Below are 23,013 nucleotides of genomic sequence, written 5' to 3' on the forward strand. Positions count from 1 at the left end.
CCTAAGCGATCGGCCCGACACGCCTCCGACTGGTCATTCTTTCCAGCATCCTTCAATGAGTGCCCGTCGCGGTACCGCTGGGTATCGCGACAGGCATATCGAGAACGCTACGCGATGGGCCCCATACTGAGGTGATGGAACCCAAAGTCTCGAGCTGATGGTGGTGAACGCGGGCCGCGAGCCGTAAGTTGTACTGGCGTCCAGTTCACACCAACTCACCGAAAACAGCATCGGTGTCGGTTCGCTCAAGTCGCCAGTTAGAATACGAATTCAGAACGCAGACGATCGATTTGTATCCGACCGGATTTGGAGAATCTTTGCATGTGCAGACCAAGCATTGCAGTCCTTTCGTTCATTTTTTTGCAGCAGGCGGTTTGCGCCCAACGGTTGATGGAGAAGCTGGATCGCGGCGTGGTCGCCGTTCAGAATGGCGACGAAGTCTTCATTGGTTGGCGTCTGTTCGCGACGGAGCCACCGACGACCGGATTCAACGTCTATCGAGCTGACGATGACGGCGAGCCCAGACTGCTGAATGACCAACCTCTGACGGCCGGAACGAATTTCGTCGACACCTCGGGCGACGTGACGGACGCCACCACATACTTCGTCCGCCCCGTGCTCGACGGCCAGGAAGGGGAACCGTCCGACCGTCGCGGAGTCGACCGAAATGGTTACCTGGAGTTCCCGATTCAACCGGTCGACGGATACCGCGCCGGAGACGCTTCCGTCGCGGACCTGGACGGCGATGGTGACTATGAACTGGTGCTGCACCAAATCAACAACCCCAAGGACAATTCGCATGCCGGTCTGACCGGCAGTCCCATCCTGGACGCGTACGAATTTGACGGAACCCTGATCTGGCGAATCGACTTGGGGCGCAACATCCGAGAAGGCGAACACTACACTCAGTTCATGGTCTATGACTTGGACGGGGATGGAAGCGCCGAGGTGGCTTGCAAGACCGCCGACGGGACGGTGGACGGACGCGGAACGGTGATCGGCGACGCGACGAAGGATTACCGTGTCCGCGACAGCGGTTCACGTTCATTCGGACGTGTGCTCGATGGCCCGGAATTCCTGACGGTCTTTAGCGGGAGAACCGGCGAGGCTCTGCAAACCGTGGACTACATCCCGGGCCGTGATCCGATCGACGGCTGGGGCGGAATCGGCGGCAATGGCGGAAACGACTCCTACGGGAACCGTTGTGATCGTTTCCTGGCATGCGTCGCCTACCTGGATGGAGTTCGGCCCAGCCTGGTGATGTGCCGCGGCGTCTACGGCCGGACGGTGATGGCGGCCTGGGACTGGCGCGACGGCGAACTCCGTCAGCGGTGGGTATTCGATTCGGGTATCAGCTATCCGCCCTACAAAGACGCGTCCAAGTTCTCCGGCATGGGAGGCCATTCGCTGTCGGTCGCGGACGTGGACGCCGACGGTCGCGACGAGATCGTCTATCAGGCGATGGTCGTCGACGACGACGGCGAAGGCCTTTACTCGACAGGCCTGCGACATGGCGACGCGATGCACGTCAGCGATATGTACCCCGATCGCCCGGGTTTGGAAGTGTTCACCGTTCAGGAAAACGAAGACGACACCACGCGTTTTCAGACGCCGGGGGCAGCGATGCGCGACGCTGAAACGGGCGAGATCCTGTGGAGCCACAGTCCTGGGACGGATGTTGGCAGCGGGCTGGCTGCCGACATCGACCCGCGGCACCGGGGCTTCGAAGCTTGGGGCGGTCCGGGTGGCCTGCGGGATTCTCAGGGGGAATCCATCGGAAGGGCACCTCGCAGCAGCGGCTACGCGATCTGGTGGGACGGTGACCTGTTGAGAGAATTGGTCGGTCGACGCGGACAAGTGACCAAATGGGACTGGGAAGCCGAACAAGAAGTTCCGATCTTTGCGGTGGAGGGGCGCGGCGCACCGCGAGGTCCGAACTTGATCGGTGACATTCTTGGTGACTGGCGCGAGGAGATTGTGGTTGCATCGCCCGACGGCAAGTCGCTTCGGATCTACACGACAACGATTCCCACCGATCACCGGCTCTACACATTGATGCAGGATCCGCAGTATCGGCTCAGCATCACGTGGCAGAACGTCGTCTACAACAAGCCACCGCACACGAGCTTTTTCCTTGGACATGGGATGTCCGCCCCGCCGGTTCCCGACATCCGAATCGTTGGTCCCTAGCGGCCGTAACCAGCCGGGCCAACTCGGCGGCCATCCGAAACCGCGAAGGCGTTTGCGGCATCAGCAGAGTACATCCGCAGCCCGCGAAGCACTCCCGGTGCTCGCGTCAAGTGGGAAACGCGGCCATGGTTCGCGCTGACGATTGAGTTGTTCTACACTGGGGCGCACCCGCATCCGCCACGCCCCAGAGACGCCCCTTCGATGGACAACTCCGCCATCGCCGATGTGTTCGACGAACTCGCCGAATTGCTGGAATTCAAAGGCGAGAATCCCTTTCGCATCCGTGCCTACCAGCAAGGGGCGAAGGCGATTCGTGACTTGGATGAGTCGGTCGCGACGATCGCCGCCGACCCCCAACGGAACCTCGCGGACCTGCCGGGCATCGGCAAAACCCTGGCCGAGAAGACCCAGACCTTGCTCAAAACCGGGCGGCTGGAACAGCTGGATCGTCTTCGCGAAGAAGTCCCGGAGGTCCTGATCCAGATCTCTCGGATTCCGGGGCTGGGTGCGAAGAAAGCCGCCAAGTTGCAAAAGGAATTGGAGATTGATTCCTTGGCCGACCTGCGGGCCGCTTGCGAGGCAGGAGACGTTGCCAAGCTGAAGGGGTTTGGCAAGAAGACCGAAGAATCGATATTGGAAGGGCTGCAGATCGCCGAACAGGCCGCCGAACGAATCTACTGGTCCGCCGGTGACGAGATCGCTCGGGCCATCGGGAGTCACATGCGAGAATGTGATGCGATCGAACAGATGGAGTGGGCCGGCTCGTATCGGCGGGGGCGGGAAACGATCGGCGACTTGGATCTGCTGGTCGTCGCGGCGGACCGCAAGGCGGCGATGGATCACCTGGAAGCTTACGAAGAACGTTCGCAAACCATCGGACGTGGCGAGACAAAGATCTCGATCCGCGTCGGCAAGGCGTTCCAAGTGGATATGCGATGCGTTGACGCCAACCAATTTGGCGCCGCCCTGCAGTACTTCACCGGATCCCAGGCCCACAACGTTCACGCCCGACGGATCGCCAAGGAAAAGGGGTTGAAGATTAATGAATACGGCGTCTTTCGGGTCGAGAACGACACGCAAGTCGCCGGCGAAACCGAGCAGGAGGTTTATGCGGCAATCGGGCTGCCGTGGATCCCGCCGGAACTCCGTGAAGATCGCCACGAGTTCGAGCTCGCCGAATCCGATTCGCTGCCGGACCTGATCACCACCGACGACGTCCGCGGCGACCTGCACATGCACACCACCGCAACCGACGGGCAGAACACGATTCGCGAAATGGCCGACGCGGCAATTGATCGGGGATTGAAGTACATCGCCATCACCGATCACAGCAAACGCGTGACCATGGCGATGGGGCTGAATGCCAAACGGCTGGTCGAGCAATGGGAGGCCATCGACGAGATTCGCCCCGAGTACGAGGGTCGCCTGATGATCCTGAAGGGCATCGAATGTGACATCCTGGAATCCGGCGCGATGGACTTGCCCGATGACGTTCTGGCAGAAGCGGATTGGGTGTTGGCCAGCATTCACTATGGCCAACGTCAACCACGCGAACAGATCACGTCACGACTGTTGCGAGCGATCGAGAATGAACACGTCGATTGCATCGCGCACCCGACCGGCCGGTTGATCAACCGCCGGCCTCCCTACGACGTCGACATGGAAGCCGTCCTACAGGCTGCCAAGGAAAGCGGCACCCTGATGGAACTGAACGCCAACCCGGCCCGTTTGGATTTGAATGACGTCCACCTGAGTATCGCCAAACGCATGGGAATCCCGATCGTCATCAATACGGACGCCCACACCACCGCTGGATTGGACGTGATGCGATACGGGATCAAACAGGCGCGACGGGGCGGACTGACCAAAGCCGATGTCGCCAATTGCAAAACCCTCAAGCAGTTCCAAAAACTGCTGGGGTAATGCTCGACTCCGGTCGGGTCCACCGCAAACGTGTTCAGAACGTCACGCAAATGGGCGTCGGGACCATCACGCTGTCCATCGTGAACTGCAGTTTGCCGCTATCCGGATCGATCTCAAAGATGGTGACGGAGTTGGTGTTCCTGCCAGCGGCCAGCAGCCATTTTCCCGTGGGATCCAAATTGAAGTTTCTGGGCCACGCCCCGTGAATCGGCTGGACCTGGATGACGCGCAATTGCCCTGACGGTTCCAGGACGGAGAACACGGTAATCGTGTCATTGCCGCGGTTGGCCGAGTACACGAATTTCCCCGTCGGATGCACGCGAATCTCAGAGGCGCTGTTGAATCGCTCGCCGTCCTTGACCGCCTCGGACAGCGTCGGCACCGTTTGAACCGCTGTCATCGTTCCCGCTTCCGGATCGTAGTTGAATACCGTAACGGAGAGCGACAACTCATTGAGCACGTAGATTCGTTCTCCACTGGGATCGAATTTCATATGCCGGGGGCCTCCGCCCTGAGGGCAGACACCATAGCCGTGCGGCTCCAGCGTGCCCTGATCGGTATTCAGCTTGTAAATCACCACCCGATCCATCCCCAAGTCCGGCACGAAAGCGAAGCGGTCATCCGGCGAGGTCCCGGTCCAGTGGGCATGAGCTTTTTCCTGTCTGCCAGCGACCACTCCGGAACCCTCGGGATGCTTTTCCAGATCACTGCGTTCGAGCAGACTTCCGTTGGGGGCCAAACGGTAGGCGGCGGTCGATCCGCCCCCGTACTGCGCGGACAGCACGACCTTTCCGTCACGGCTGACGGACACGTGTGCGGCACCGCCGTCGCCGGTTTCCACGCTGCTGTCCTTGACCAGTCGGGTCTGATCCTCCTGGCGTTCAATCCGATAGGCAACAATGGATGGCTTGCCATTGTCCGAGGCTGCCGCATACAGCATCGTTCCGCCCGGATGTTTGGCCAGGAACCCCGGGCCGTCGATTTCCGCTGCCAACTCCGCCGGGCTCAGCTTGCCGCTTTCCGTATCAAAGGTCGCGTGGTAGATGCCTTTGCTGGGTCCTTCTCGAGGCGTCGTCGTCCCGAACCAAACGTCCACGGATTCGGCCGTCGCCGGCGACGCAAATGCACTCATGATCAAACAGCCTAGGCCTAGCAATCGAGACACCGAGCGGCGGGCCGCACGTGGAAACACTTTCATCGGGGTCATGCCTTGGGGGGGATGAATGGGAAGGGGAACGGAGCCGGGCTCAGCTTTCAAGCGGCCGCCGGCGGAGACTATCGTAAACGGTTTGCCGCCATCCCGGGGGAAGCGTGAAACCGGGCGTGTGAAACCGCTGGCGAGCTGATCATTCCGGCATAACCGGCAAATTCTATTCAACTGGTACCTCGGTGCGTTCCGATACGCAGAGAGACACGTTCTCTTTACGCAATCAACGAGATGGACGCATGCACCGCGGACACTTGAAACACCTCACCACTTGCACGCTGATCGTCTGGATGGTCGCCGGGCCAGCATTTGCCCAGGCCCCCGGTGACGTTCCACACGATGCCGTCGCGGAAGAATCGATCGGGTCCGAACCGGTCGCGGGTGTTCAGACAGCCTTGGGACTTCGTCCGCTGAATGCGAAAAATGAGATTCGGCAAGTCGTCGGGAAACAGCCGGGTTCACGGACGGTCAATCCAGATCGATCCGTTTCCCTGATCCCGTCGCTGTTCGGCCGGGGCGATCAGCACGAAGCCGCCTCACCGAACAACCAAACGCCTTCGTCCGCCCATCAACATCAGGCGACCGGCGGGCTGCTGGGAGAACTGTTCGGAAACCATTCGTCTTCGCCACCGCCGCAACCGCCCGCCGCGGAGCGAGCTCCCGTCAACTGGCAGGGTATTCCCTACCACCAAGCCAAATCGCATTCCACGGCTGGGACGCCGCAACCGATCCGTGATCCCAAGCCGGGTGAGACTCGGCTGGCGCCGCGCACGTCCGCTCCGCCGTTGCCGGCACCCGCCCTGTCTGGGGTCACTCCGCCGACGCGCTCATCCATTCCGCAGCCGCCCGCGCTGGCCCCGGCTCCTTCAAGCCGCCGAGGCACCCCGGCGAAGCTGGCATCCAGCCGGTCTTCCGAAACGTTGTCTTCGCGGTCCAGCAGCCGCCGGTCCGGCCGACGAGATGTTCCTGGACTGGACGTCTCCGAAATCGAAGCGGCGCACGCCGATTCGGTTTCCGAAGAGCAGGTGGTTCCCAAGATCGCCAGACACCCGATCCAGGCCGACACGGACGCGATGGCAAAATCCGAAACAGCCGCCGCTGCCGACACCCCGGCACCGGCCCCGACGCCGACCACGCCCGCTCTGGATGTGCCCCGAAAACAGCTCGCCAAGTCCACCTCCGGCCCGGCAACCGCAACCATTTCCGATGAGGGGATGTCGGCAATCGGCGGCGAATCCGATCAAGTCGCCGCCGCACCCCAACCGGCGGCGGAGAGCCCTCAAGCGGCTCCGTCGGCTGAATCTGCTAACAGCGAAATTGCGGCGACTTCATCGCCCCGCGTCAGCAACGATGCACGGCGCGGTCTGTCGGACAACTTCATGACCAGCCGACCGACGCCGGTTGCCGCCAGTCCCACGCCGTCGGCGTCGGTGCCGCCAGCAGCGGGCCAACCCGCCGCCGCGACCGCTCCCATGGCCGTTCCTGCAGCACCGACGTTCGGGACCAGCGGCTCGGTCGCCGGCTATCGTAGCGGACCACCCGCCAGCGCGTTCACTCCCGAGTTCAAACCGCAGCCATCCGTTGAAACAGCTCCCGTCGGATCGGGCGTGATGTCGTCGGCATCGGAGAGTGCGAACAACGGCGTGCCTCACATCGCCGCCGCCGGCCAAGCCCAACCGACCGAACAAGTCGCCCGTCCGCAGGCGGCGTACCCGGCCGATCCGTACGCGACCGAAACTTACGCGTCGGGTGCATCGTCCGAGGTTACCCTTGGAACCCCGACCCCATCGCACACCAGCGTCTCCCCTTTGCGTCATCCGGCACAACCGCCGGCAGCCGATCCGTTTGAACGGATGCCGGTCTCCGATGCAGCGGTCAAGCAGCGTCGCCAGGACGATCCGCGACAACTGGCTGCTGACCAGACGGCCGTTGCCTCCGAACTGCCGGGCATTCGCGTGGTGACTCATGGTCCTTCAAGTGTCATCATTCGGCAAACGCATGAATTTGAAATCCGCGTCGAGAACCGTGGCTCGATCGACGCCGCCGGCGTGATGGTTCGCGCCTTGGTTCCGGACTGGGCCGAAGTTCGCGGCCAAACCGCATCCCGAGGTAGCGTTGAGAACCGGACCGAAGACAGCGGCGACCGATTGGTCTGGAGCATCGATTCGTTGCCAGCCGGAACCAGCGAACGGATGTTTGTCCGCTTGCGGGCTCAGCGGAGCGGCAAGCACGGATTGGACGTCGACTGGACGCTCGTTCCCCAAAAGAGCATCGCGACCATCGAAGTCCGTGAGCCCAAACTTGACTTGCTGATCGAAGGTCCGGAAGAAGTTGTGTACGGCGAATCGCAAACCTACAAGGTTCGCGTGCTGAACCCCGGCGACGGCATGGCCCCCAACGTTGTGTTCACCCTGTCGCCGGATTCACCGACGCCTCAAACCCAGCGAATCGGGAACATCCCCAGCGGCAAAGAGGCACAATTCGAAGTTGAACTGACCGCCCAAGACCTGGGGGACCTGAAGATCCACGGGCTGGCGTCCGGCGACCTTGGCCTGCGTGCCGAAGCGGACAAGACCATCCGCGTCTCCGCAGCCGAACTGGAAGCCGTTCTGTCGGGACCGGCGTTGCAGTACCAAAACACCGATGCCGTCTATCACCTGGAAGTCATCAACCATGGTTCGGCGGCCAGCAAGAACATCGAAGCCAACCTGGCCCTGCCGGTCGGCGTGAAGTACCTCGGCGGAATCGATACCGCCAAGCAACGCGGAACCCGGTTGACCTGGACCATTGAATCGCTGCCGGCCGGGGCAACCCGCGATTACGAATTTCAATGCGGCATGAACTCGCCCGGCGAGAAGTCGTTCGAATTCAGCGCCAAGGGAACCGCTGCCGGTCAAACTTCCGTCGCCCTGGCAACTCAGGTCGAATCGATTGCCGACCTGGTGATGACCATCCAAGATCCGACCGCACCGGCGCCGATCGACGCGGAAGTCGTGTACGAGATCACCGTCAAGAACCGTGGCAGTCGTGAGGCCAAGGGCGTGCGAGCGGTCGCACAGTTCAGCAACGGCATCGAACCGCGGCGCATCGAAGGACAAACCGGCCAGGTTCTGACCGGACAAGTCCTGTTCGATCCGATCGAGCGAATCCGGCCCGGCGAAGAAGTTCATTTGCGAGTCATCGCCGAAGCCGAAACGGCTGGCCATCACCGCTTCCGTACCGAAATCCGGTCCGGTGAAACCGTGCTGGTCGCCGAAGAAGCGACCCACTACATGAGCAAACGTGTTGAACGCGTCAGCCGTCGAAGTGCCCGCAGCTCGGTGGAATGATCCCTCGACCACAATGATTTGGTCAGATCGACGAACGTCGTGACACCCAGACGCCCGGCTTTTGCCGGGCGTCTTTTTTGTTGGGCCCGGCGTCGCGGCCGCTTGGCGACCGAGGTGCGAACATGCTGCATCCCCATCCACCGAAATGGCCGTGAAATCCGCTCCCGATTCGGATACGCTTTCTGGGAGGAGCCAGCGGCGACGCGAACAACAATCCGCCAGATGCGCGCAACCTTCGGCGGCTAGCGGGCACTTGGAGAGCGGGGCAGATTGAATTCCGTCCCGCAGCCCCGGCGGCACGCCGGCGCTGGTGCCTCACCCGCCATTCGCCAAACCAGCCGAAATCATGCGAAAGTTCCTGACGGCAACCCTCGCCTTGTCCCTGTTCTTTCAAGCCGGCCTGCGTGCCGACTTGACCGCCCAGTCGACTGATGCGGCGGCTTCCGACAATAAACCGGTGGACGATTCGGTGCCAAGTGAATCAACCAACTTCAATTTGCCGTTCATCACCACCGGTGGGAGTCAATTCTGGACGGATCATCTTTGGCGTGACGGCCATCGCATTCAGAAGAATCATCTGACCGGTCACTGGCGTCTACTGGATGGCCAAAACGTTCGGCGCGCTTGGGGGACCAAGGAGCAGTGCATCACGGCACTCAATCAACGCTGTCCCAAATCCGATCCCGCGACGCAGCAAGCCCCCAAACACTATGTCATCCTGCTGCACGGCCTGATGCGGACCAGCGGTTCGATGAAAGGATTGGAAGACAATCTCGCCCAGAACGGCTTTCCCAACTCCATCCGTTTTTCGTACGCCAGCACGCGTGCATCGATCGGACAGCACGCTGCCGCCCTGCGGGAAATGATCGAGGAGCTTCCGCCGGACGCAACGTTCAGCTTTGTCGGTCACAGCATGGGCAACATCGTCGTCCGCCATCTGGTCGGTGATCTGCAGGCAGCCGGAGACCCGAAAAACGTGCTCCCGAGATGCGAAGCGATGGTGATGCTGGGGCCGCCCAACCAGGGCGCTGCGATCGCCCGCCGCCTGGCACCGACAAAAGTGTTCGGGTGGGTCACCGGTGAAGGTGGGATGCAACTGGGAGAACGCTGGGACGAGTTTGAAAAACATCTGGCATGCCCGCCGTTTCCGTTTCTGATCATCGCCGGGGATTTGCCCGCGCCCGTTCTGAATCCGCTGGTCGACGGCCAGAGTGATTTTATTGTCAGCTTGGATGAGGCTCGGTTGGACGGGGCGACCGGTTTCGAGACCGTTCCGGCATTGCACAGTTTCCTGATGGACGACGCGACCTCGGTCGAAAAGACCGTCGCCTTCCTCAAAGAACACGCCCCCGATTCCGCAACACGCTGAATCGTCCCCGACCCGCGGAATCGGTCGTCAAAGTCCCTGGGCGGGGAATCTTGAAACCTGTTGGAGATCGCCGCATCGCGGGAGGCTCGTGCGCAAAAAAAATGGCGGCCCCGGCCGGAGCCGGGGCCGCCATCGAGTTGAACTCAAACGGCTTCGGAGCGATCAGTCGCGGTAGCGGCGACCGCCACCACCACCACCACCGCTGCCACCACGACGACGGCCACTGCCGCCGCGTCGACGCGGGCGGTCGCCATCGTCACCGTCGTCACCACCGCGGTCGTCCCCGCGTTCGGCAACCATCGCCGCGATTTCGTCTTCTTCGCCGAGCTCCTCGAGCGCCTGACGTCGGCTCAGCTTCACGCGGTCGTGTTCATCAACGTCGATGACCAGCACTTTCATCGCGTCGCCGACGCGAACCACCTTGTCGATGCTGCTGATGTAGCCACTGCTCAACTCGCTGATGTGGCACAGACCGTCGCGGCCGGGAAGGATTTCGACGAACGCGCCGAAATCCTTGATGCTGCTGACGATCCCGTCGTAGATCTTGCCGATCTGAACGGTCGCGGTGCAAGCTTCGACCTGCTTCATCGCTTCCGCCGCCGACTCCTTGTCGTTGCCGGCGACCAACACGGTGCCGTCGTCGTCGACCTCGATCACGCATCCGGTCGCTTCCTGGATGCCGCGGATGTTCTTGCCACCCGGTCCGATCAGGGCACCGATCTTGTCGGGCGAAATACGGGTCCGCAACAGGCGAGGTGCGGTGGGAGCCGTTTCGCGACGTGGACGCGGGATGGTCGTCAACATCTTCCGCAAGATCTCGATCCGTGCTTCCCGCGATTGCTTCAGGGTGGCGCGGATGATCTCTTCACTGATTCCGTTGATCTTCAGGTCCAACTGAATCCCGGTGATCCCGTTCTGGGTTCCGGCGATTTTGAAGTCCATGTCCCCGAAGTGATCTTCGGTTCCCAGGATGTCGGTCAACAGGATGTAGTCGTCGGTCGAATTCCGGACCAAACCGACCGAGATCCCCGCGACGGGATTGCTGATCGGAACGCCGGACGCCATCAGACCCAACGTGGCACCGCAGACCGACGCCATCGAACTGCTGCCGTTGGATTCGGTGATGTCGCTGATCACGCGGATCGTGTACGGGAAGTCTTCGGCCGCGGGCAACACCGGCGCCACGCTCCGTTCGGCAAGACAGCCGTGGCCGATCTCACGACGTCCCGGACCCCGAATCGGACGGCATTCACCGACCGAGAAGGACGGGAAGTTGTAGTCCAGCATGAACTTCTTGCTGTATTCCTCATGCAACCCGTCGACGCGTTGCTCGTCCCGCGCCGTTCCCAGCGCCACCGTGACGAGGGCCTGGGTTTCACCGCGTTGGAACAAGGCCGAACCGTGGACACGCGGCAGCAAGTCGGTTTCGCAGTGGATTTGACGCAGGCTGGTCGCATCGCGTCCGTCGGGACGGGTGCCAGCGACGATCAAGTCACGTGCCACCTTCTTTTCCAGATCGTGCCAGACCGTCTTGAAGCGTTTGGTGCAAATCGCGCCCTCGGCTTCCGGATCCGGAATCATTTCGCCCATGGCGCGATCGCGGAGTGCGCCGACGGCTTCGGCACGGTCTTGCTTGCCGGGCGTTTGCATCGCCGACTTGAAGTCTTCGTAGTAGCTTGCCGAAAGCTTGTCCAACAAGCCGTCATCTTCCGGCGCGGTGAACTCCATCTTTTGCGGATTGACCTTCTGGTACAGCTCGTCCTGAAGATCGATCACTTCGCGAATGATGCCGTGGGCGAACTGGATCGCCTCCATCATTTGGTCTTCCGGCATTTCGTTGGCGAATCCTTCGATCATCGCCACTTGCTCACGCGAACCGCTGACGATCATGTCCAGTTCGCTTGCTTCCAACTCGGAGTTGGTCGGGAAAGCGATCAGTTCGCCATCGACTTTGCCCACGCGAACCGATGCGATCGGTCCCAGGAAGGGCAGGGAACTGACGTGCAGGGCGGCACCCGCACCGTTCATCGCCAGCACGTCGCCATCATTCTCCTGGTCGCTGGCGACGACAAATGCTTGGACTTGCACTTCGTCCATGAATCCGTCCGGCCACAGCGGGCGGATCGGCCGGTCCATCAATCGTGAACTGAGAACCTCTTTAGTCGACGGACGCCCCTCGCGTTTCAAGAACCCACCGGGAAATTTGCCCGCGGCGGCGAATCGCTCGCGGTAGTCACACATCAATGGGAAAAAATCAATTCCCGGACGCGGATCGCTGCTAGCCGCAGCGACCAGCACAACGGTTTCGCCGTACTGAACCAAGACGGCACCGGCGGCTTGTTTAGCCAATTGGCCGGTTTCGAACGACAACACTTGTCGCCCGATCTTCTTTTCGACGCGAATCTTATTCACAGTCACTTTTCTACCTTCTTTCAACCTACAAACAACAAAAGTGCCCCGACGACCGCCGTCCCGATTGACGCGCGATGATCAAAGCAAAACAAGTCAGCCTCGCAAACAAAGCTCCGCCGTTGACCTCCCGCACCAAGCAGGACGGTCAGGGCAACGAAGCCGGTTCATGCAGCCGTCACGGAGACTGGACGTGTCGGCCAATGGAAAATCATGCAGTCCAACCCTGCTGGTTGGCAGCGAGCATCGCGTCGCACTAGACGCAAGCCAGCCAGATCGCCAACACCCGACGGGAGAACAAGCCGGCGCACGGATCGAACGGATGAGCCGCCGAAAGGGATCGGCACCGCCTCGCGTTCATCGCCGCCGATCTCAGTTCCGCCCCGTGGACTGCAACCGAGAAAAAGCAGGAAGTCTCCCCTGTGGATGGCAGGTGCATCAACCGGGACAGAGGCAGGCACCGACGCCTGCCGAATTCCTCCCGGACTGGAAAAGAGACCGTCCGGGCGTGATGACAATCGCAAGAGAAGAGGTCTCGTTGTCGCCGCGAGGGCGACTTGCGGCCGAAGCCATCGTCACGCCGTTGCGGCCGAGCTCTGGGCTATTTACGGATGCCCAATTTTCCGATGATATCAAGATACCGCTGCGGGTCCTCCCCGCGAACGTAATCGAGCAACCGGCGTCGGCGGCTGACCAGCCCCAACAAGCCACGTCGCGATGCGAAATCCTTGTTGTGCGTCCGCATGTGCTCGGTCAATCCGTTGATCCGCTCCGTCAAAATCGCAATCTGCACCTCGGGAGATCCGGAATCGTTGTCCGAGGAGCCGTGTTCTTTGATCACTTCAGCCTTGCGCTGTTTCGAAATCGTCATTCGTACGTACTTAGTTCAAAACCTATTTTGTCGCGTTTACCGTCTTACGGTCGCGTAGTTTACCGTCAGCCCCTGATACCGCAACGGCAAAACCGAGCCGGAAAAAGCGGCGATCCGCCCCCCCAATCGCACGCCCCCGCGTCAGCGAGATACGGGGCAATCCTCTCCCTTCCTTGAAGAGGCCGCGCCGTTCTTGCTTCACCCTCCCCTCGGGAGGGTCGCGAAGGAGCTTGCGACGACGCGGGGAGGGGGAAAGACGCCATTGATTTCAGCCGGTTCCTAAGGCGCCCTCCCCAAAGGCTCGTGCCTCGCCTTTGACCCTCTCGGAGGGAGGGTAAATTTTGAGATCGCAACGCCTGTCGCGGGTCCGATCCACCGTTCGATCCCCAAGAGGGTGGTGCAGCGTGGCCTAAGGCAGGCTCCTATCCCAGCACTCCCCGGTCCGACAGCCACTGCCGGACCTGCCCGGCCAACTCTCCGGCGGACCGGCCGGCCCCGCCGTCCAGGCGGATCTCGGGCTTGGGCGGCGGCTCGTAGGGGTCGCTGATTCCGGTGAAATTCGCGATCTCTCCGGCCCGGGCTTTTTTGTACAGACCCTTCGGATCACGAGCCTCACAGACCTCCAGCGGGGTGTCGACAAACACTTCGACAAAATCCTCCGGCCGCCCGGAATCGCTCACGATCTTTCGCACCCGATCGCGATCGCGTTGGTACGGGCTGACAAACGCGGTCAGGGTGATCAATCCGGCCGAAGCCATCAGGGCCGCGACACTCCCGATCCGACGAATGTTCTCCTCCCGATCGACGGCCCCAAAACCCAACCCGAACCGCTCGGCAAATTCGGCCCCATGCTCCGGCTGCAGCTTGGACGGCGGGGCGCACAGCCCGTGACGGACGTTGTCACCGTCCAGCAAAATGGTCGCTCGACCCTCCCGAGCCAGCATCACATCCAGCTCGTTGGCGATGGTGCTCTTCCCACAACCGCTCAACCCGGTGAACCAGACGACGCAGCCCAATTGGCCCAGCCGTTGTTCGCGCGACCGGCGGTCCACGCTGTGATCGTGCCAGACGATATCGCCGGAAACATCCTTTTCTGACATGCGGGGGTCCAAGCGTGAGAGGTTCAGGGAGCGAGTGGGTCTGAATGAGCGTTGCGTCAGTGTGCCAAGTTAATCGCAAACTCGAAAGCAGGAACCGGTCTAGCCGGCCCCAAACCCAAAGCCTCAACCCGAACCTCCGAATGCAAACTGCAAGACGCAAAGCCCTGCCACGTCAGCCGTCGCCGGTCAGATCCTCGTCGAACCACTGTTGCCCCAACTCCTGCTGGAACCGGAACAAACGCTCGCCGGCAATCCGCAACCGCCGACTGACCTCACGGCCAAGATTCATCATGATCACCGCGTACTGTTCGGTGTCCTGACGACACAGCGTCACGAAAACGCGATAGGGAATTTCAATGGCCAGGCATTCGGATTCCGCGCGAATCGACGCCAGCCGAGGCTGCAAATCGATCAGCGACATTTCCCCGAAACAGTCACCGGGCCCCAAGCGAGCCAGAATGATCGGTTCGCCCTTCCAAGTACGTTCCACCAGCGCCGTCCCCGACTCCAGGACGTAGATGAATTCGCCGGGGTCACCCTCGCAAAAGAAGTAGTCGTCCGTTTCGAACTCGCGCTGCTGGGAATGTTCCAGGACCAGCTGCAACGTCTCGTCTTTCAGCCCCCCAAAGATCGGCATCGCGCGAAGCAGTTCGAGCCGACGTGGCACCGATTGTGTGGCCATGGAATCACCGCTGACTGAGAAAGGCTTCCGCACCGTCCGACACCGTTATCCATGCTACCCGGACGACGAACCGTCGTGTCAGATTCAGTGCGGCAATTCGCGAATTTCCCTCGCCGTCTCAGACTCCGCCGGTCCCCGCCGCGTTGGCGTGCGACCGGCCAAGGATTCGCAACTACGAGCTGGCGCTTCGGTAGCTCAGCAGGCTGCGCCGAAACAGCATCCGGCTGGCGATCACGCCCGCGACGGTCACCAACGCGGCCCAGCCCACCAGACCCCACTCCCATGGCGCCCGCGGATCCAAAGGCTTGGCCAACAACCGCGCCGGAACGTTGACCACCAGCAAGATCGGAATCACAAAGGTGAAGAATCCGAACAGCGGGCGTCCCCAGCCGTGATTGTAGATCTCCATCGGATACCGGCTGAAGTTGGTGATGTAGAACCAGAAGTTGTACAACGACTGGTTGCGTCCGAGCCACACACTGGTCGCGCTTAGCGCAATCATCAAGCTGTACATCATCAGCACGCCACAAACGATGAAGACGCAGTACAGCACGACCGATGTGACCGTCGGCACCATCGGATCCACCTCGCGCGTGGCCAGGTTGTAAAGCGAGACCGCGGCAATCGCCGCTCCGGCGAAAAAGTTGGACAGCTGGCTCCAATCCACTTTTTGAAATGAGATCAAAAACTGGGTGTCGATCGGTTTCAATAGGGCAAAGTCCAAACCACCGGTCCGAATCATTTCGCTGAACTCCTCCGCGTTGGGCATGAAGAACGCCTGGACGATGGAGTTGATGAACCAGGTCGTCGCGATGAACAGAAAGAATCGGTCTCGGTCCCAACCCGTATCTTCACCGATCGAACCGGTGTGTTCAAAAATGATCAGGTAGAACCCCACGTTCATCGCCGTCCAGCCCAAGCTGCTGACACATTGCAGCGCAAAGTTCAACCGGAACGTCATGTCGCGGACCAGACTGTTGCGGGCGAATGTCAGGAACACACGCCCGTAGCGGGATAACTGGTTCATAAAACTATCCCCCAAATCCGCTGTAGCGTTTCAGGCCGCGGACGTACGCAATTCGACAGGCAACGATAAAGAACGTCAGCCAGGCGGCTTCGATCGCCAGTTCCATCGGCAAATCCTGCTCGGGAATCTTGCCTAGAAAAACGGCGGCCGGGAAAAACGCCAGGTACTTGAAGGGCAAGAAATTGACGACCGCCTCCACCCCATCGGGCAATAGCGTCAGCGGGAACATGTGACCGGACAGAAAGAAACTGAACAGCATCAGCACGAACAACAACGACGTGACTTCCAAGAACCAAAACCCGATCATCCCGATCGTGGCTTCCAAAAAGAACCCGATCAAAAACCCCATCACCAGCGAACCGCAAAAGGCAATGAACACCGGCAGCGGCGGCCAGCCATCGACGAAGTAATTGCGACACAAAAAGAACACCAACGCGAAGGGGCCGATGGCGATCGCGTAGTAGGCCAACTTGTGGGCGACACGCGTGAGCAACAGGAAGCCGATCAGGTCGATCGGCTGAATCAGGTAGCGTTTGATTTCCCCCTCGCGAATCTGGCGCGCGATGCCCGAAGCCAGCCCCGGCATGCTGGAAAAGGCTCGGGCAATCATCGTCAGTAGGTAATAGGCGACCATGTCGCGGAAACGAAACCCACCGATCTCGGTCGGATTGTCACCCTCGGCCGCCCCGATCGCGTCGAACACGGCGTACCACAAAAAAATTTGCGTGATGATCGGCAGGAAACGCATCAACGTCCCCAGCGCGAAATCGCCGCGGTAGACCAGCCGCTCCCCCAGCGAGGTCTTCAGAATCGTGTTCCACAGGGCCATCCGTTGGCGCAAACTGGGTGCTGAGGGCGTGAACTCCGAATTGGCGGGTACGGCTGACACAGATGAACTCGCTCGATCGATTGGGGAATCTCGGCAGTGCGGCGACGCCGAAGCCGATGACGACTTCCACGTTTTAGTCCAATCGGTCCTCGTCGCGTAGGAGCGTCCGACGACGCCATCCCACTCCGACCAGCACCAGCGTCAACACCACCGCGGCAATCGAAAGTGTCGGCCAGATGATCGACACGCGTTCGAGCAACAGCAACGGCAGGGCGATCGTCAACATTCCGCCCCCGATGAACGGAGCCGACAGCGGGGCCGCCAAGGCGTAATCGCTCGCGGCGGGCGTTTTCAGTTGGGGATCGACGATTCGCAACAGGACAAATCCCGTCGCGGTCGTCCCGGTCGACATCCCGTAGTTGATCAACGCCAACGGGAACCAGTGCCTGCGTGGCAGGATCCACCGCGAAATCAACAACAGGCAGACGGCTGTCCAAATTGCCCCGCACACGAACAGAATGGCCAGGGGCCCCAGCAACTCCGCCACCTTGCTCCACTCCAGCGACGTGATGGCGGCGACGACCAAGACTTCCATCGCGGTCGAACTGATCCGCTGAACCGTTTTCGAATCGATTCGATGCCCCTGCCCCAGGTGATGCAGAATCCGCCGCACGGCCCAACCGCCAAACATGGTGTAGATGAACAGGGGAAAGTCCGTGACGTTGGAAAAGGACAACCGCTTGGACAGTTCCGCCTGGGCGGCGTCGCCTGCGGGCCCGACCCCGAGCGCCCCGATTCCCAGCGAGCGGTCCAAGGTGCCGGCCAGCGTCATCACGATGCTCTGCAACGCCACGCCCACGCCCACCGCCAAAGCGATCCACATCAACTGTAGCAACAAAGGATCGATCGCCTCTTCCGGCAGCGTCGCGTATCCGATCGCCGATTGATCGTGCTCCACTTCCCGGTCTTCCCCGGACCGGACCGTGTGGCTGCCGATCCAGCCCAGACGGGCGGCGAGGTTGATCCAGACGATCCCGCTGACGATCCCGTAGACCAACCCGCAAGTGGCCATCATCAACCCCAGGTCTTCCCCGGCTGCTAATCCGACCTGAGGGCTGGCGAACACCTGCCCCATTGCCAACGCGGTGCCATGTCCACCGGCAAACCCGGTTTCGATCAACATCCCGAACGAATTGGGGACGTCATAGAGCGGTTGAATGAACAACCACGTCGCAGCCAACCCGACCAGAGTCTCCCCCAAGACAATGATCCAGACCATCAGCCCCTGCAGCCCGACGCGGCGGGCAATCTCGCGGTCTCCGGCGACACCGGCACCGGAAGGCTGCTGAAGCAACATCGCCGCAAACACGACCGCGATCAGCGGCCCCGGCCAGCCCGAAAGCGTGGCGTTGATCTCGGCAGTCCACTCGGCCGGTCGGGGTCCGAACAGCCGCACGCCAAAAGCTTCGCTGGAGAACAACCACCCCAGAGCAAAGCCCAGGAAACCGGCGATCACCGAGGCGGGAATGTAAAACCGCCGCAGCGGACGCAGCCGTTGACGCAACACCAGCCCGCCCAACAACAGCCCCGCAACGGTCAGACAAGCTGCCGTCATGAAATCGCCAAGTCGCGTTCGTGCGAACCGCTGCCGACCGCGCGGCGACGTTGTCCAACGATTTTTGGTCGTCCCAGACATCGGTGCGTCACGCGCGATATCTCTTCCGGGTCGGTGATCTCAGTCAACGTGTGTGGGTCCCCGCTGGCCGTCTGGCCCAAAACCAGCACCCGGTCACCGAGCCGCAAGAACGTCACCCGCGTCTTGCCATCGATCATCGCGTGGCCCAGGTTTTGAAGCACGTCTTCCGGCAAGCCGCCCCGTGGTCCCGAGACCGGTCCGTATCGTTTCGTGATCCAGACCAGACAACCGAACACGGCCAGCACGACCGCGAGGGCGCTGGCGGTGGTGACCACCGGTGCGGCAACGGATCCAACGCCGCTGTTCTGCTTTTCAGGTGCCGGCCCTGTTGCGATAGCGTCACCCCCGGAAACCTTCCAGGCGGGAAACCCGCCTTGCGGTTCTGTGACGGATTCCGGCGGCTGCTCGTAAGCAGCCGTCCGCACCGCCCGCGACTCCGCGAGATCGGCTACCGGGTTCGAGAATTGTTGAGCCCGCGCGGTGCTGGTGGTCACAACCATCCAGAGGATCATCACGGCGACCCACCTGACAGTGAACGTTTTGCCAGACAATGTTTTTCCAGACAAAGATTGTCCAGACCGTGGTCGCCCGGAGAAATCGAAGGGTCGCGGAGGTCGAATCATGGGATCGGATTTCAATCGGTCAGGAGGTGCAACAGGCGAACATCCAGTGCATCCTCCAGACGCACCAATTCACCGATCGCAAATAATTGTCCGGCGACGTACAGCCGAACCGGAGCGCCCACGCGTTGATCCAGCTCGATCACGTCGCCGACACGCAGATCCAACAGGCGGTCCAAGGTCAGATCGAATTCGCCCAGCCGGACCCGGACCTCCAACGAAACGCCCTCTCCGCACGGTGTCGACGCGGGCAGTTCCTCGAACGTTGCGGGGCGATTCGAGACGGATCCCACGGCATCGTCACGGGTCGGAGCCGTCATCGTGCCACCGGGCGGCTCGGAAGGTGGCTCGGTCGGATCGGAAGGCGTGCGGTGGCCCGTGGGGGTGATCATCACAGTTGTTGGCAAAGGACGGGGGCGACTCGGCGGCGCTCCCCCCTCGTTTCGCCGAAATGTCGAAAAAAATCAAGTGCAGTCGGTGTTTCACGGCTGAAGGCCGTGTCCGATCATCCACGCTCTGGCGAGCGTGGCAACACGAGAAATGTTTTCGCTGCCTCGACGTCCTCCGTAGGCACCGTCGCCAGACGGTGCGACGGCCAGATTGCCCGCTGGCGATTGCGGCGACGATCCTGCAGCGCGGCGCGAGCTTCGATTGCGACAATCATCTGGCCGCCAGCAAGATCATCCGCGAAGGGGGCGGTACAGATCCAAGTCGGCACGTCCGCCCAGCGACGCATAGATCGCCACGATCTCCTTCAGCCCGGTCCAGAATGCGGCTTCGGCGTCGTCTGACGCGTGACCGCCGACCTGAAAGAAATAGTCTCTGGGGATCTCAAACGATTTGCGAATGTGGTCGTCACCGCCGGTCGCCAAAATCACGGCCTCGGCGTCCACCGGGTCGCCGGTCTGCAAGATCAAACGAAAGTCCGGCTCAATGACAACATCCCGACCCGACTCCGATTCAACATCCGGGTCATCATTGTCGTCGGGATCCGGCTGGACATCGACCAGTTCGATCGAGGTCACTTCCGCGGGGCATTTCAGCCGCCCACGCAGCAGGTCCGTTTGCGTCAGCGGCATCCAAACCTGATCGATCCATTGCCCGATGGTGGTGGGCGACGTCCAGGGCTCTCCCGTGCCGGATTGAGCCATCAGGGCCGAGCGGGCGAGCGGCGAAACGGCACGGTCGGGCATCATGGGAATCGGCGCGTCACCCGATCCGTCGGATGAATCCGCTCCGGCCAAGGAACTTGCCACTCCGACAGCTTCCAACAGGGTGACGTCGTAGCCCAGGTAGCGGCCGTACAGCGCCGCTTCAATTCCCAGGGGGCCGGCGCCGACAACGGCGATCGATCCCGGCGGATCCAAGGTGGCGGTGTCGTCGATCAATCGGGATTCCTGGTAGGTTGGTGGCCAACGGATTGAGATTGTTGTTTGCCGACGCGAAACGCGTCCATGGAGATCGGGGGCGGTTCGCCCGACATCAACTGGGCCAGACAAACCGCAGTGCCCGGAGACAAATGGACCCCACTGCGAAAGTGACCGGCAGCAACAAAAATGCCATCACTGTCGGGGAGCTTTCCGCACATCGGAAAGCCGTCGAACGTCATCGGCCGCAGCCCGGACCACGCCGCGACCTCATGGGCGTCGCGGAGCCCCGGACAAAGGTGGCGAGCAAATTCGCGCAGGTCCGACAGGATCGCAGGCGTGGTGCCGTGTTGGAACCCGGCTTCCTCTTCGCAGGAACCGATCAGCAGAGCTCCGTCGCGGCGGGGCACCAGGTACCGATGTCCGATGTTGACCACGCTGTGGAACATCCGTTTCGGAGTTTTCAGCAGCAAGATCTGGCCGCGGACCGGTACCAGACTGGTCGTCAACCGCATCCGCGGATCGACCAGCCCGCTCCAGGTGCCCCCGCAGACGGCCACCTGGTGGGCAAACAGGGCAGGATCCGCTTCGTGGTCCAGACAGATTTCCACCGTCGCACCGGACTCCTCCAAACCAGTCACTTTCCGCCCATCCATCAATTCGGCTCCCCGCTTCAGACAAGCCGCCAACAGCGCATCCAGGTACAGCGGACAGCGAATCTGGTATTCGTCAGGAGCCCACCAGGCCTTGGCGCGCTGCTGCCCGCGGACCCAACCTTCCAAAGACGGTTCACGACGCACCAGTTGTTCCAACGACACCTCCTCGCACTCGATGGCCAAATCGTGCCAGTAGGAAACCATGCCGGCCATCGCGCCGATCTCACCAATCGTGTCGGCCAGGTACCAGCCGCCGCAGCGTTCCAATTCGCAATCGATTCCGGTTTCCTGGTGCAAACGCCCAGCGAGTTCAGGAAACAGGGAATGGCTGAAACCGCGGAGCTTGTCCAGCGGGTCGGTCGCGGTTTGAAAGTTCGCCGGCGGCAGAATCCCTGACGCCGCCCAGGAGGTGGCAGAGCGGAGCATCAACCGTTGGCCCTGCATCGATGTGCCGGGTCGCCGCAGTGGATCTCGATCAATGATCGTCACCTGGCGGCCGCGACACAAAAGCTGGTACGCAAGCGACAATCCGATCGCTCCGGTTCCAATGATGGCAACATCCGTCTTCATGAGCTCGTCTTCGCCAGGCGGAGGGCGTGGTCAATGTCACTGAGCAGTGTCTCGTCCTTTGGGGTCTGGTCCTGCGCGTCGAACCCGGGTTGGGCAAGCCTTCGTCGCAGTCGTTGCAAATCTTCCAGCGTATCCACGTCGGACATCGGTTCCAGCAGCGCCACTTTCAGGCCCGCTTGCGCGGCGCGGCGGAGCGTTACCTCGAACACCGTCGCGGTGCTCCAGGCAATGCCCTCGAACAAACCGCGATAAGCGTCCTGCCAAGGTCCGCGAAGACCGATCAGGTAGTAACCGCCGTCGTCGGCGGGTCCGAGCACGACGTCATGCGTCCGCAGGGCCCGCAGCGCGCCGCGCACGTCCTCCGCGGCCAGCATCGGACAATCCGCGCCGACCAACACGCGATCGATCGGCTCGCTGACCGGTGCGTCATCGTTTCGTTCGCCACTCGGTCTCAGTGGCCCGCCGATCACTGGCCCCCCGATCATTGGCCCGCCGGCAAACCAGGACCCCATTCGCCGGCCCAAATCACCCTCGGATTGCAACTCGACCTGCCACGTGGCGGGCAGCTCCGTTGTGAACACGTTGCGTTTGTCGGCGGGAGCCACCACGAACGACGTCCGTTCAGCGGCGTCGGCCAGACGGCGTGCCAAATGCTTGCAGAACAGACGATGGATCTCCGCGGCCGCATGCATGCCGATGGTATGCCCCAAGCGAGTTTTCACCTGCCCCGGGGTCCAGTGCTTTGCCAGGATGCCCAGCGAAGTTTGCCGCGGTGGAATGTCGTTCATGCGGCCATGCCTCGCGGGTCTCCAAGACGGGGATGTCGTGGCTGACGGCCAAGCGACAACGCCATTATCCGAATGAGCTGCTTACCGTGTAGCCCCGGTGGCGGGGTCCCCAGGTCAACGGTCGAACCAGATGAAAGGTCGAACCAGATCAACGGTCAAAGGTGTCCCGCCCGCGCAGGAATTCTGCAAAGAGAACGGTCGAAAGAAGATTCGCACGTTTTCCCAGATCGGCCCAGAATATGCATCATTGAGAACTGCCGCCCGGAAACCTCGCACGCGTGTTTGGAGCAGGCCATCGGCTGCGTCGAGGAATCAGGTGGCCGATGTCAGCGGAAGGCAATGAGGGCCTCTGGGCCGCCGTTTTATCGGCACAACACGCC

The 23,013-nt window shown here is 61.5% G+C and carries 17 protein-coding genes; 4 read left to right on the forward strand and 13 right to left on the reverse strand.

The annotated features are described in order from the left end of the window. Positions 1 to 321 precede the first annotated feature (321 nt). Positions 322 to 2,190 carry a rhamnogalacturonan lyase gene (locus tag FYK55_RS08385; protein WP_150075961.1) on the forward strand — a complete coding sequence of 623 codons (1,869 nt, stop codon included), beginning with the start codon at positions 322 to 324 and terminating at the stop codon, positions 2,188 to 2,190. Between the two features lie 201 nt (positions 2,191 to 2,391). Beyond that, positions 2,392 to 4,113, forward strand: a complete 1,722-nt coding sequence (polX, locus tag FYK55_RS08390; protein WP_150075962.1) for a DNA polymerase/3'-5' exonuclease PolX — start codon at positions 2,392 to 2,394, stop codon at positions 4,111 to 4,113. A gap of 34 nt (positions 4,114 to 4,147) precedes the next feature. On the opposite strand, the gene FYK55_RS08395 is transcribed toward polX, so the two are convergent. Continuing rightward, positions 4,148 to 5,245 carry a lactonase family protein gene (locus FYK55_RS08395; protein WP_235908523.1) on the reverse strand — a complete coding sequence of 366 codons (1,098 nt, stop codon included), beginning with the start codon at positions 5,243 to 5,245 and terminating at the stop codon, positions 4,148 to 4,150. Positions 5,246 to 5,559: 314 nt separating this feature from the next. Here FYK55_RS08395 and FYK55_RS08400 point away from each other — a divergent pair, with 314 nt between their 5' ends. Both FYK55_RS08400 and FYK55_RS08405 read left to right on the forward strand, forming a co-directional pair. Next, the gene (locus FYK55_RS08400) at positions 5,560 to 8,649 is read left to right on the forward strand and encodes a DUF11 domain-containing protein (protein WP_161604376.1); all 3,090 of its coding nucleotides are present in this window, start codon (positions 5,560 to 5,562) and stop codon (positions 8,647 to 8,649) included. A 346-nt stretch (positions 8,650 to 8,995) separates the two neighbouring features. Next, a complete protein-coding gene (locus FYK55_RS08405) occupies positions 8,996 to 10,018 on the forward strand; it encodes an alpha/beta hydrolase (RefSeq protein ID WP_150075965.1) in 1,023 nt (340 codons plus the stop codon). 162 nt (positions 10,019 to 10,180) lie between these two features. Here FYK55_RS08405 and pnp read toward each other — a convergent pair whose 3' ends face one another. The 12 genes from pnp to FYK55_RS08465 all read right to left on the reverse strand — a co-directional run bounded on the left by pnp (position 10,181) and on the right by FYK55_RS08465 (position 22,633). After that, positions 10,181 to 12,436, reverse strand: a complete 2,256-nt coding sequence (gene pnp / locus FYK55_RS08410) for a polyribonucleotide nucleotidyltransferase (protein WP_150075966.1) — start codon at positions 12,434 to 12,436, stop codon at positions 10,181 to 10,183. Positions 12,437 to 13,028: 592 nt separating this feature from the next. Beyond that, complete coding sequence (gene rpsO, locus FYK55_RS08415; RefSeq protein WP_150075967.1) at positions 13,029 to 13,298, reverse strand: 30S ribosomal protein S15; 270 nt, start codon at positions 13,296 to 13,298, stop codon at positions 13,029 to 13,031. A 422-nt stretch (positions 13,299 to 13,720) separates the two neighbouring features. Beyond that, positions 13,721 to 14,398, reverse strand: coding sequence for an adenylyl-sulfate kinase (cysC, locus tag FYK55_RS08420; RefSeq protein WP_150075968.1), 678 nt, complete (start codon positions 14,396 to 14,398; stop codon positions 13,721 to 13,723). A 172-nt stretch (positions 14,399 to 14,570) separates the two neighbouring features. Beyond that, the gene (locus FYK55_RS08425; RefSeq protein WP_150075969.1) at positions 14,571 to 15,080 is read right to left on the reverse strand and encodes a Crp/Fnr family transcriptional regulator; all 510 of its coding nucleotides are present in this window, start codon (positions 15,078 to 15,080) and stop codon (positions 14,571 to 14,573) included. Between the two features lie 172 nt (positions 15,081 to 15,252). Further along, the gene (locus tag FYK55_RS08430) at positions 15,253 to 16,107 is read right to left on the reverse strand and encodes an ABC transporter permease (protein ID WP_150075970.1); all 855 of its coding nucleotides are present in this window, start codon (positions 16,105 to 16,107) and stop codon (positions 15,253 to 15,255) included. Between the two features lie 4 nt (positions 16,108 to 16,111). After that, a complete protein-coding gene (locus FYK55_RS08435) occupies positions 16,112 to 16,936 on the reverse strand; it encodes an ABC transporter permease (RefSeq protein ID WP_150076277.1) in 825 nt (274 codons plus the stop codon). A gap of 133 nt (positions 16,937 to 17,069) precedes the next feature. Continuing rightward, entirely contained in the window at positions 17,070 to 18,551 is a 1,482-nt protein-coding gene (locus FYK55_RS08440; protein WP_150075971.1) for a sodium/glutamate symporter, read from the reverse strand. Further along, positions 18,548 to 19,132, reverse strand: coding sequence for a FliO/MopB family protein (locus FYK55_RS08445; RefSeq protein WP_161604377.1), 585 nt, complete (start codon positions 19,130 to 19,132; stop codon positions 18,548 to 18,550). The genes FYK55_RS08440 and FYK55_RS08445 overlap by 4 nt, the downstream gene beginning before the upstream one ends. A 134-nt stretch (positions 19,133 to 19,266) precedes the next feature. Further along, positions 19,267 to 19,644, reverse strand: coding sequence for a FliM/FliN family flagellar motor switch protein (locus FYK55_RS08450; protein ID WP_150075973.1), 378 nt, complete (start codon positions 19,642 to 19,644; stop codon positions 19,267 to 19,269). Between the two features lie 288 nt (positions 19,645 to 19,932). Continuing rightward, entirely contained in the window at positions 19,933 to 20,640 is a 708-nt protein-coding gene (locus tag FYK55_RS08455; RefSeq protein WP_150075974.1) for a hypothetical protein, read from the reverse strand. Next, on the reverse strand, positions 20,637 to 21,845 hold the full coding sequence (locus FYK55_RS08460) for an NAD(P)/FAD-dependent oxidoreductase (RefSeq protein ID WP_150075975.1): 1,209 nt from the start codon (positions 21,843 to 21,845) through the stop codon (positions 20,637 to 20,639). The genes FYK55_RS08455 and FYK55_RS08460 overlap by 4 nt, the downstream gene beginning before the upstream one ends. Next, on the reverse strand, positions 21,842 to 22,633 hold the full coding sequence (locus FYK55_RS08465) for a TIGR04282 family arsenosugar biosynthesis glycosyltransferase (protein WP_150075976.1): 792 nt from the start codon (positions 22,631 to 22,633) through the stop codon (positions 21,842 to 21,844). The genes FYK55_RS08460 and FYK55_RS08465 overlap by 4 nt, the downstream gene beginning before the upstream one ends. Positions 22,634 to 23,013: the final 380 nt, after the last annotated feature.

The sequence above is a fragment of the Roseiconus nitratireducens genome, assembly GCF_008629675.1.
In the GTDB taxonomy this organism is placed as follows: Bacteria; Planctomycetota; Planctomycetia; order Pirellulales; family Pirellulaceae; genus Stieleria; species Stieleria nitratireducens.